Source organism: Streptomyces sp. NPDC057271 (assembly GCF_042668715.1).
Lineage (GTDB): Bacteria > Actinomycetota > Actinomycetes > Streptomycetales > Streptomycetaceae > Streptomyces.
Genome location: NZ_JBHUYJ010000052.1, coordinates 44,518 through 55,414, shown reverse-complemented (window position 1 = coordinate 55,414; position 10,897 = coordinate 44,518). Strand labels below are relative to the sequence as shown.

Below are 10,897 nucleotides of genomic sequence, written 5' to 3'. Positions count from 1 at the left end.
GCCGCTCAAACGGGCCGAGCACCGCAACCGGACACCAACCGCACCGAACACCATCACCACCACCCGACAAGGCACAACCTAAGTCACCGGCATTGGACCTAGACCCCCGCCGCCCCGAGCAGCGACCCCGCCCCGTACGTCACCGCCATCGCCAGCGCCCCGCCGCCCATGGTGCGCAGGACCGCGCGGCGGGGTGGGGCCGCGCCCAGTCGGGCGCTCCACCAGCCGGTGAGGGCCAGGGCGGTGAGGACCGAGAGGACCGTGATCCAGAGGCGGGTGGAGGCGGGCGGGAGGACGATCGCGAGGAGGGGGAGCAGCGCGCCTGCCGTGAAGGCGAGGAAGCTGGCGCCGGCCGCGTGCCAGGGGTTGGTCAGAGCGTCGGGGTCGATGCCGAGTTCCACGCGCGCGTGGGCGCGCAGGGCGTCGCGGGCGGTGAGCTGTTCCGCGGCCTCGCGGGCGACGACCCGCGAGAGGCCGCGGGCCGACAGGAGGTCCGTCAGTTCGGCCAGTTCGGCTTCCGGGTCCTCACGGAGTTCGCGTCTCTCCTCGGCCAGCGCCGCCATCTCCGCGTCGCGCTGCGTGGAGACCGAGACGTACTCCCCCACCGCCATCGACATCGATCCGGCCAGCAGTCCGGCCAGGCCGGCGGTGAGGAGCGTGGCCCGTGAGTCGGTCGCGCCAGCGACGCCGACGACGAGGCCCGCGGTGGAGACGATTCCGTCGTCGGCTCCGAGTACGGCGGCCCGGAGCCAGTTGAGACGGGTGCCGAGACCTCCGCCGTGGGCCTCGTCGTGGGCGGGTGCGTCAGTCACCCGGGGAGGGTCTCATCCGGTCCGTCACCAGACGCGGACCGACCCGCCCGGGGCGAAGGCGGGGCTCGTCGCGCCCGCCGGGACCTCCTTCAAGGGCTCGGCGATCTCCTCGACGGTGGGGCCGTGCACGGCGGCCAGGGCGTCCAGGAACGGCAGGTCGAAGCCGTACACGCGGGCCGCGTTGCCGCCGGCCATCGCCGCCACCTCCTCCCTCGGCAGCCCCGCGTAGGCGATGCGGAGGCCTTCGCGGGAGTACGGCGTCGTGCCCTCGTCGTGCGGGTAGTCGCTGCCCCACATGATCTTGTCGAGGCCGATCCGGTCGCGCAGCGGCACCTCGTGCGGGCGCATGAAGCTCGCGCCGACGAAGCAGTTGTCGCGCCAGACCTCGCTGGGGCCCTTGCCCATGGACTCCGCGAGTCCCGCGCCGAACCTGGACTCGGCGGTGGCCGCCCGGGAGGCCGCCGCGACCAGGCGGGCGTGGTAGTAGTCCAGCATCTCGACGACCCCGGGGATCCAGCCCGAGCCCTGCTCGGTGAGGACGAGTCTGAGTTCCGGGTGGCGGCGGAAGGCCCCGCCGAAGACGAGGTGCCAGAGCGCCCGGTGCGAGAACCACGTCGTCTCCACCATGAACACCGCGCGCGCCGCAGGTTCGTCGCCGAGCGGCGGCGATGCGGAGCCGCCGTGGTGGTTGACCGGGACGTCCAGCTCGGCGCAGACCGCCCAGATCGGGTCGTACGTCCGCGAGTACAGCTCGGGGATCCCGCTGCCGGGCGGGGCGCCCGGGAGGAGGATGCCGCCGGTCAGGCCGGCCTCCTTGGTGCGGCGGATCTCCTTCACGGCCTCGTCGACGTCGTTGAGGAGGATCTGCGCGACGCCCGCCCGGCGACCGGGGGTGTCCGCGCAGAAGTCGGCGAGCCAGCGGTTGTGCGCGCGCAGCCCGGCCCAGCGCTGCTCGAACTCCTCGCGGCTCGGCGCGGGGGCCATCAGGGAGGCGGAGGGGAAGAACGGCGGGATGGTGTTGGGGAAGACGACCTCGGCGACGATCCCGTCCGCCTCCAGCTCGCGCAGCCTGCGCCGGGAGTTCCAGTTGCGGTCGGCGGTGTCGGCGAGGAGGTCCTCGTACGGGTTGACGTAGCCGGCCGCCCAGGCGTCGAAGGCCTCGTGGTGCCTCTTCTCCAGGTACGGCTTGTAGTCGAGGAGGTCGGCGCCCGCGTGGCAGTCCGCCGAGATGACGGTGTACCGGTCCATCAGTTCACCCCCAGGGTGGGGAAGTCGTGGTCCGTCAGCCAGTGGCGGCCGACCTCGCGGGAGCGGGCCCAGGATGCCTCCACCGCCTCCTGGTCGGGCGACTGGCCCAGCTCGGCGGGGGTCGGACCGATGCGGCGGGCGAGCGGGGCCAGCGCCTCGACGTCGAAGCCGAAGACCTCGGCCGCGGCGAGGCCCAGCATCCGCCGCGTCTCCGCCACCGGAATGTCGTGGAAGGTGTTCCCCAGCCACGCGCGTGTGTGGGGCCAGGTCCCCTCCGGGTGCGGGAAGTCCGAGCCCCACAGGATGTTGTCCACGCCGATCTCGTACCGCTGTGCCAGCTCGCGCCGCTTGGTGTTGGTGGCGCAGATGAAGACCTGGCGGTCCAGGTACTCGCTCGGCGGCCGCCTGAGCTCGGCGAACGGGGACAGCTTCTTGCCGCCGTGCGCGCCGAGGTAGAGGCGGTCCATGAACCAGAGCAGGTTCGGCAGCCACCAGCAGCCCGACTCGGCGACACCGAACCTCAGCCCGGGGTGGCGCTCGAAGACCCCGGACCAGAGGAGGAACCACAGCGGCCTGGCGGGCCACCAGGTGACCTCGCTGACGTAGATGCCGAGGTGGTCGCCGTACTCCTCGCGCGGCGCGGCACCGGAGTGGGTGACGACCGGCATCCCGGTCTCGGCGGCGGCGGCCCAGATCGGGTCGTAGCGCCTGTCGTGGTACGGCTCCCTGTCGACCCACATCGAAGGGATCATCAGCGCCCCGAGTCCGGACTCCTTGGCCCGGTGGATCTCGGCGACGACCTTCGACGGCTCCGCCGTGATGGGCAGCAGCGCCACCCCGCAGTGCCGCTGGGGGCTCTGCCCGACGAACTCGGCGAGCCAGCGGTTGTGCGCCCGCGCGCCCGCCATGCCGAGGTCCGGGTCCTGGTCGCCGGAGAGCCCGAGGCCGACCCCGAAGGGCGCGGCGGTCTGGCTGTCGACGGCGTCCGCGTCGGGGAAGACGACCTCGGCCGCCACGCCGTCGCCGTCGAGCTCCTTGAGCCGCTGCGCGGCGTCCCAGCCGCCCCGCAGCCCTTCCTCGTTGTCGCTGAACCACTTGTTCGCGAAGGCCTCGTTGCGTACTCCGAGCCGGGTCATGGCCTCACGGCGGGCGTCGCGCCCGGCGAGGAACTCGTCGAAGGGCCGGTGGAACCGGGATTCGAGATAGGGCCGGTAGCGCTCGGTGGGCAGACCGGCGTGGCAGTCGGAGGAGATGATCAGGTACGGGTCCTCAAAGCTCATGGCCAAGCCCCCTCAATCGAGAATGAAGTTCTCCAGGTACGACGGGTCGGCGCGGTCGAGCATCGACTGCGCGCGCGCCCGGATCTGCCGGTCGCTGTGCTCGCTCGCCGGGAGCATCCAGAACCGGTCGGCGCGGATGCCGTCCACGACGTGCTCCGCGACCTCCTCGACGGGCGTGAAGGCGACCTCGTGCCCGGCGGCCCTCATCGCCGCCTCCCACTGGTCCAGGCTGCGGTACGGCGTCCTGCGCGGCCGCTCCTTGGCGTACCACTCGGGCCGGTTGCGGTGCGACTCCCAGAGCCCGGTGCGCAGCATGTGCGGGCCGGGGAAGAGCACGGACGCCCCCACGCGCGCGTTCTCGGCCTTCAGATGCGCGTACAGCGACTCGGTCATGGTGACGACGGCCGCCTTGGTGACGGCGTAGACGGAGGCGGTCGGCAGCGGGGCGATGCCGCCGTCGCCGGAGGAGGTGTTGACGACGTGCCCGGGCGCACCGCCGGCGATCATGCGCGGGACGAAGGCCTGGACGCCGTGGAAGACGCCCCAGACGTTGACGGAGAAGGCCCACTTCCAGTCGTTGGGCTCGTGCTCCCACATGCGGCCCTCGGCGCCCGAGCCGACCCCGGCGTTGTTGCACAGGACGTGCACCCCGCCGAAGGCGTCGAACGCCGCGTCGGCGAAGGCCCGTACGGACCCCGCGTCGCTGACGTCGACGGTACGGGCGAGGACCTGGGCACCGCCCTCGGTCAGTTCCCCGGCCGCCTCGGCGAGCGCGGCCTCCTCCACGTCGCCGAGGACGACGGCCAGCCCCTCGGCGGCGAACCGGCGCGCCATCGCGAGTCCGATGCCGCTCGCCGCGCCGGTGACGACCGCGACCTGCCCCGGACGCAGCTCCATCACACGCTCCCTTCCGGCGGTCCGTCGAGGATCTGCTGCGGGTCGTCGTAGCGCTGGTGGACGTACGGCAGGAGGGCTTCGGCGCTGACCCGTTCCGCGACCCGGCCCTTCTGGTCGGTGGTCTTCTCGCCGATGGTGATCTCGACGATCCGGCGCACGGGGAGGTCGGCGACGGGGTCGTACATGGACTCGCGGAGCACGACGTCGCCGGTGATCCTCTCCAGCCCGCGCACCTTCTCGGCCCGGACGCAGTGGACGAGGACGGGCTCGGCGTCGAAGCCGGTGCCGTCCACGCCCGGCAGGAACTTGAAGTAGAAGTCGGTCTTCTCGGCGGGCTCCGGCAGGGGCATCGGGCCGGAGACGGCGCCGCGCACCTCGACGAAGTCGATGCCGTGCCGGCCGAGGGCGGCGCGGACGACGAGCCCGTCGCGTTCGACGACGACCTCGCCGAGTTTCTTCGGCTCGCCGAAGACCTCACGGCCGCCGATGAGGGCCCGCTCCAGGGTCATCGGCATGACGAGCGGGTACCAGCCCTCCTGGTCGCCGTGGGCGGCGGCGACGGCTACCGAGCCGGCTCCGAGGGGGTGGCCGGGCAGGTCGACCTGGGAGATGTTGGCCCGCACCAGGGGCCGTCCGGTGGGTTTCAGCGGGGGCGGCAGGACGGCCGCGACCACGTCCGGATCGGTCTCCCAGACGGCGACCACTCCGGTGGACCAGATGTCGGGAAGCCTGCTGCTCTTGGCGCGGGCCGCCGTGATCTCGGCGTCGGTGCGCGCCCCGTACCGTACTCGTGCCATGACGTACCACCCTTCAGGGACCGTCGGCCTGTAACACAGTTACACCGGCGGCGATGAAGGGTAAATAGGCGTGCACGCAACGGAATTGGGGGGACGATGGCGCGCACCGCACTCACCCGCGAGGAGGTCCTCAGGGCCGCCGCCGCTCTGGTGCGGCAGCACGGCCCGGACGCCCTGACCATGCGTAAGCTCGCCGCCGAACTGGGCACCGCGGTCACCTCGATCTACTGGCACGTCGGCAACCGCGAGTCGCTGCTCGACGCGCTCGTCGAGCGGACGGTCGCCGATCTCGCCGCGATCACCCCGCGTGGGCGCACCCCCGCCGACCGGATCGTCTCGGTGGCCCGCTCGCTGCGCCGCGAACTGCGCGCGCGCCCGCATCTGGTGGCGATGGTCCACGAACGGGGCCTGACGGAGCGGATGTTCCTGCCCGCGCAGCGCGCCCTGGCCGGCGAGGTGCACGCTGCGGGCCTGCGCGGCGCGCGGGCGGCGGAGGTGGTCCGGGCGGTGCAGGTCCAGGTCGTGGGCTACGTCCTCGTGGAACGCAACCGCGAGCGGGCGCCGGTCCAGTCCCCCGCCGAGGAGGAGCTCTGGGAGACGGAGACGACCGACCCGGCCGACCCCGCGCTCACCCGCGCCCTGGCCCGCCCGATCGACCCGGAGCGCCTCTTCACCACCTCCGTACGAGCCCTGGTGGACGGCCTGTTGAGACCGCGGGGCGGGACGCCCGGTTAATTCGGTGGCACGCGCGCGCGGGGGCGTCCTAGGCTTCTTCACGCGGGGACGGCTCCGCAAGCGTGCTTCCTTCTCACTCTTTCTACGGCATCCGTAGCGCGCTCACTCTCCGTCCCCCGCCTCACTCTTCCCCTCCCTCCTGGAGATCCCTTTTTGTCTGTGGTGTCGTCCGTCCTGCTCCGCCGTCTCCGTACGGTCTACGTCGATCAGGCCGGGCCCCGCCCCGGCGACCCGTCCACCGCCGAAGGCCTCACCGCTCTGGAGGCCGAGCTTCTGGACCGGGGCTTCGCCCCCACCGCCGAACTGCGCGAGGCGCTCGCCTGGCTCGGTCCCGCCGGACTCGCCGACGCGGGCAAGCAGTTGCTCCGGCGTCTGGACGCGGAGTCGGGGGTCGACCGCCCGCACATGCCGCTCTTCCGGTCCTTTCCGGCGGGCGTCCCCGACGACACCTTCACGCTCTACGTCGACCGGGTCTTCACCCTGCTGCTTCAGTGGCCGACCCAGCCCTGCGTCCTGTGCGGCACCGCCGGAACCGTCCACGCGGTCTCGCCCTGCGCCCACCTCGTGTGCCGTCACTGCTGGAGCGGGGCCGAGTACGACGGCTGCCCGATCTGCCATCGCCGGATCGACCCCGCGGACCCGTTCCTGAAGCCGAAGACCGCGACCGTTCCCGCCGACCGGGAGGGCGAGGAGTCCTCCGCCGGGCCGCTCCGGCTGCTCGCGCTCGGCCGGAACCGCTCGGCGGACGCGGCGAAGGCCCTGCTCACGCTGCTCGCCCGGCGCACACCCCTCTCGCCGGCCGACCGCGACGACCTGAAGGTGCTGCTCACCGGCGCGCCCACGACGCTCGACTGGCTGCCCGACGAGATTCCGGTACGCGAGACCAAGGCTCTGCTCCTGGGCACGCTGCTGCTCGACCCGGCCACCCGCGACGCCGTACTGCCCGAGCTGGACGTGCGGCTGACCACGGCGACCGACGTCCTCCGGCTGCTCGTCGTCCGGTCGGGCGGCGAGGCGGACCTGCTGGCGCCCCGGCGCTTCCGCTCGCTGCCGCGCGCGCTGCGCCGCCGGCTCCTCGCCGTCCTGGACGGCCTCGACGTGGCCTCGCTGGTGGAGGATCTGTCGCGTCACCCGGGCCTGTGGAAGAAGGCCGCCGAGACCCTCCACCCCTTCGAGCGGCACGACCGCCACCCCCGGGCGGCGATGGCGTTCGCGGTGCTGCGCGCGACCGACACGACGGCCGTCTCGCACGGCGAGGCGCTGCTGCGCACCGCCGCCGAACACCCCGACGCGGTACGGGTCGACAGCGGCCGGCTCAAACCGCACACCTGGTCGGGGCGCGTCGAGACCGCCCTGGCCGGGGGCGACCCGGAGACCGCTCTTCCGCTGCTCGCGCGGCGCCCCGGCGAGCTGGTGCGACGCCTCGACCATCTGCTGAGGCTGTACGGCTCCGGCACCCTCCACGCACACGTGGCCGAGACGCTGCGCCGCGCCCTGCCCGGCGCGGGCCCGGGACCGCTCCTCGCGGCGCTCGGCCGGCTGCGGATCCGCCATCTGGCGGGCGACCGGCGGGTCTTCTTCCCGCGCGGCCGGGTCACGCACGCGTTCACCGCGGACGACCGGCGCGCACCCCTGCCGGCCGCGCTCACCGAGGAGGTCTGCCGACTGCTGGAGAGCGAGGTGCTGCGCAGACTCGGCGCCGCGCCCCGGTTCGACGCAGCCGTCCTGGACTCCTCGCTCGCGGGGCTCGCCGTGCCGTCCGCGGAGGGCGCCGCGGCCAAGGCCCTCGTGTCGGTCCCGCGGGGCTCGACGCAGCCGCTCCCCCGGGGCGAGGTCCTGCGCATGTTCCTGCACTGGACCCAGCCGACGAAGACCCGGGTCGACCTGGATCTGTCGGTCGCCCTGTACGCCGCGGACTGGTCGTACGTCGGGCTGTGCGACTACACCAACCTCGTCTACGGCAGGCGGGCCGTCGTCCATTCCGGCGATCTGACCTCCGCGCCCGCGCCCAAGGGCGCGACCGAGTACGCCGATCTGGACCTCGCGGCGCTCGCGGAGGCCGGTGTGCGGTTCGCGATGCCGATCGTCCTCAGCTACAACAACGTGCCGTTCGAGCAGCTCCTCGACGCGTTCGCCGGGTTCATGAGCCTCCCTTCCAGGGAGGGCAGGGACGCGTCGTACGACCCGAGGGCCGTGCGTCAGCGCTACGACCTCGTGGGCGACTCCCAGGTCCATGTGCCGATGCTGGTGGACCTGGAGCACCGCACCTTCCTCTGGACGGATCTGCATCTGCCGCCGTCCGAGGGGTTCCAGAGCGTGGGGTCGCACAGCGCGGACCTGGGCCGGGTCGGCAAGGACCTGTACCGGTACTTCACGGCGGGGCGGACGACGCTGTGGGATCTGGCGGTCTGGCACGCCGCCGCCAGGACCGACGCGGTGACCGTTCTGCGACGGGCGCACGAGGGCCCGGACGAGGTGTGGGAGTACCGGCGCGGGAGCGAGGAGCCGGTGGAGTCGTTCGCGGACCGGATCCGTACGGCCGGAGCACCCGACCGGTGTCGTACGGCCGAGGACGGACGGGCCGTGGCGGCCGCTGGCGCGAGCGGCCGGAACGCCTTCCTCGCCCTCCTCGACGGCGATGTCGTGCCGGAGCGCGCGACCGGGACGGTCTACCGTCTGCTGCCGGGACCGGTGGACGGCTGCGGTCTCGAACAGGCCGCCGCCGGTGACCTCGTGGCCTGTCTCGGCTGAGCCCGCGCGGCGACTCCCGTGAACTGCGCCGCGGGGCGGGCGTCATGGCCGCCGCGCGCCGAGCGGTTGGCCGGTTCCCGTCGCCGGCGGGGCACCGGGGGGCGGGGGTGTCAGCAGGGGCCCGTATTCTCAGTGACCATGCTCGACGACCGTACGACAGCAGCAACGTGGCCGGCCGCCTACCCACAGGGTTACGCGGTCGTCGACGTGGAGACCACCGGACTCGCCCGCGACGACCGGATAGTGTCCGCTGCCGTCTACCGGCTGGACGCCCAGGGCGAGGTCGAGGACCACTGGTACACGCTGGTGAATCCGGAGCGGGACCCCGGGCCGGTCTGGATCCACGGGCTCACCCGTGACGTGCTGAAGGACGCGCCGCTCTTCCCGGAGATCGCCACCGAGTTCTCCGAGCGGCTCGACGGCCGGGTCCTGGTGGCGCACAACGCCCTCTTCGACTGGTCGATGATCTCCCGGGAGTACGCGCGGGCGGAGCGCACCGCGCCCGTGCGTCAGCGGCTGTGCACGATCGCCCTGGCCAAGGAGCTGTCGTTGCCGCTGCCGAACCACAAGCTGGAGTCGCTGGCCGCGCACTTCGGTGTGGTCCAGCAGCAGGCGCACAACGCGCTGGACGACGCGCGGGTGCTGGCCGAGGCGTTCCGGCCGAGCCTGCACGCGGCGGCCGAGCGGAACGTACGGCTGCCGCTCCTGGAGTGCCGGCCGCTGACGGAGTGGGTGTCCACGCCCGCCCCGGCCCGGATCGGCCACCAGGCCTCGTATCACGCGAACGGCTGGCGCCCGTCGCGGAAACGTCCACCGTGCCCGCACCCGAACCCCGGACGTTACGAAGCAGACAAACCGCTCAAGCAGGGCATGCGCGTGGCGTTCTCGGGCGACACGTCCATCGACCGCGAGCTGCTCGAGGACCGTGCCGTCGAAGCGGGACTCCATGTCGCCACGAGCGTCTCCCGGCTGACGAGTCTGCTGGTGACGAACGATTCGGACTCGGCCACCTCCAAGACGGTGAAGGCGAAGTCCTTCGGCACCCCGATCGTCGACGAGGCCGCCTTCACCCAGCTGCTGCGCGACGTGGCCCCGGCAGACGGGTGACGCGCCGGGCGTGCCGCCCGCGCCTCGCCCGGCTCACGTCGCACCCTGTGGCGCATGGCACGTTGTGAGGTCTGCGGAAACGATTACGGCATGTCCTTCGAGGTGCACGCGCAGGGCGCGGTGCACGTCTTCGACTGCTTCTCCTGCGCCATTCACCGCATGGCGCCCATCTGTGAGCACTGCAAGGTCCAGATCATCGGCCAGGGTGTCGAGGTCGAGGGCAGCTGGTACTGCGGCGGGCACTGCGCCCGGGCGGAGGGAAAGGCGGGGATCGTCGACCACGTCTGAGCCCGGCCGTACGGGCGGCCCGGCCGTACGGGCGGCCCCGGCGACCCCTTCGGCCCCGTCCGCCCCTTCGGCCCCGGCCGCTCCCCGGCGACCGGAACCCCCGTGCGTGCACCCCATGACCACAGTTGTACGGTCATGGGGTGTACCGCTTCCTGTTGTCCCGGCAGTGGGTGATCCTCACCCTCGTGGCCCTCGTCCTCGTCCCGACGATGATCGAGCTGGGCTTCTGGCAGTTCCACCGGCACGAACGCCGGGTCGCGCAGAACGCCCTGATCGCGGAGAACCTGAAGGCGGCGCCGCTCCCCGTCGAGAAGCTGACCTCCCCCGGCCACACCGTGCCGCGCGCGGACTACTGGCGCCGGGTCACGGCCACCGGCACCTTCGACACCACGCAAGAGGTCGTCGTCCGCCGCCGCACCAACGCCGACGACCAGGTCGGCTTCCTCGTCCTGACGCCGCTGGCGCTCGCCGACGGCCGGGTCGTGCTCGTCAACCGCGGCTGGGTCCCCGCCTCGGCCGACCAGAAGGCGTACCCCCCGGTCCCGCCGGCCCCCAGGGGCGAGGTGACCGTGACCGGCCGGCTCAAGGCCGACGAGACGACCGGCGCCAGTGGGATCAAGGACCTGCGCGGGCTGCCGGACCGTCAGGTGATGCTGATCAACAGCGCACAGCAGGCCGAGCTCACCGGCCGTACGGTGCTCGGCGGCTATGTCGAGCAGACCGCGCCCGAACCGGCCGGGAACACCCCCGAACTGATCCCCGAGCCCGACCACGACTCGATCGGCGCGCACATGGCGTACGCCGTGCAGTGGTGGCTCTTCGCCGCCGGTGTACCCGTCGGGTGGGTGGTCCTGGTCCGCCGCGAGAAGCGCGACCGGGTGTCCGCTGCCCGCACCGAGGGCGGCGCGGACACCCCCGAGCCGGCTCCGGCCGCGGTGCAGGCCACACCGTCCCTCTGATTGACCGTCGCCCCAGACGGGAA

General features: G+C 72.8%; 10 protein-coding genes. 5 read left to right on the top strand and 5 right to left on the bottom strand.

Going from position 1 to position 10,897, the window contains the following annotated elements; translation table 11 throughout:
* Positions 1 to 98: 98 nt before the first annotated feature.
* The 5 genes from ACFUJR_RS23375 to ACFUJR_RS23355 are packed head-to-tail and all read right to left on the bottom strand — an operon-like array spanning position 99 to position 5,034.
* Entirely contained in the window at positions 99 to 812 is a 714-nt protein-coding gene (locus ACFUJR_RS23375; protein WP_383173756.1) for a VIT family protein, read from the bottom strand.
* Positions 813 to 836: 24 nt separating this feature from the next.
* Positions 837 to 2,060 carry an amidohydrolase family protein gene (locus ACFUJR_RS23370; RefSeq protein ID WP_383173753.1) on the bottom strand — a complete coding sequence of 408 codons (1,224 nt, stop codon included), beginning with the start codon at positions 2,058 to 2,060 and terminating at the stop codon, positions 837 to 839.
* Complete coding sequence (locus ACFUJR_RS23365) at positions 2,060 to 3,340, bottom strand: amidohydrolase family protein (protein WP_383173750.1); 1,281 nt, start codon at positions 3,338 to 3,340, stop codon at positions 2,060 to 2,062. Before ACFUJR_RS23365 ends, ACFUJR_RS23370 begins: the two co-directional genes overlap by 1 nt.
* 12 nt (positions 3,341 to 3,352) lie before the next feature.
* The gene (locus tag ACFUJR_RS23360) at positions 3,353 to 4,237 is read right to left on the bottom strand and encodes an SDR family NAD(P)-dependent oxidoreductase (RefSeq protein WP_383173747.1); all 885 of its coding nucleotides are present in this window, start codon (positions 4,235 to 4,237) and stop codon (positions 3,353 to 3,355) included.
* Entirely contained in the window at positions 4,237 to 5,034 is a 798-nt protein-coding gene (locus ACFUJR_RS23355; protein WP_383173744.1) for an acetoacetate decarboxylase family protein, read from the bottom strand. The genes ACFUJR_RS23360 and ACFUJR_RS23355 overlap by 1 nt, the downstream gene beginning before the upstream one ends.
* Positions 5,035 to 5,130: 96 nt before the next feature.
* On the opposite strand from ACFUJR_RS23355, the gene ACFUJR_RS23350 reads away from it, so the two are divergent.
* The 5 genes from ACFUJR_RS23350 to ACFUJR_RS23330 all read left to right on the top strand — a co-directional run bounded on the left by ACFUJR_RS23350 (position 5,131) and on the right by ACFUJR_RS23330 (position 10,874).
* Positions 5,131 to 5,769: a TetR/AcrR family transcriptional regulator gene (locus tag ACFUJR_RS23350; protein ID WP_383173741.1), complete on the top strand. Its 639-nt coding sequence runs from the start codon at positions 5,131 to 5,133 to the stop codon at positions 5,767 to 5,769.
* A gap of 153 nt (positions 5,770 to 5,922) precedes the next feature.
* Positions 5,923 to 8,520 carry an MXAN_6230/SCO0854 family RING domain-containing protein gene (locus ACFUJR_RS23345; protein WP_383173738.1) on the top strand — a complete coding sequence of 866 codons (2,598 nt, stop codon included), beginning with the start codon at positions 5,923 to 5,925 and terminating at the stop codon, positions 8,518 to 8,520.
* Positions 8,521 to 8,652: 132 nt separating this feature from the next.
* Positions 8,653 to 9,627, top strand: a complete 975-nt coding sequence (locus ACFUJR_RS23340) for a DEDDh family exonuclease (protein WP_383173735.1) — start codon at positions 8,653 to 8,655, stop codon at positions 9,625 to 9,627.
* A gap of 54 nt (positions 9,628 to 9,681) precedes the next feature.
* Complete coding sequence (locus ACFUJR_RS23335) at positions 9,682 to 9,915, top strand: hypothetical protein (protein WP_355111499.1); 234 nt, start codon at positions 9,682 to 9,684, stop codon at positions 9,913 to 9,915.
* Between the two features lie 140 nt (positions 9,916 to 10,055).
* Positions 10,056 to 10,874 (top strand): SURF1 family protein, encoded by an 819-nt coding sequence (locus tag ACFUJR_RS23330; RefSeq protein ID WP_383173731.1) that lies wholly within the window; start codon positions 10,056 to 10,058, stop codon positions 10,872 to 10,874.
* The last annotated feature ends 23 nt before the right edge of the window (positions 10,875 to 10,897 follow it).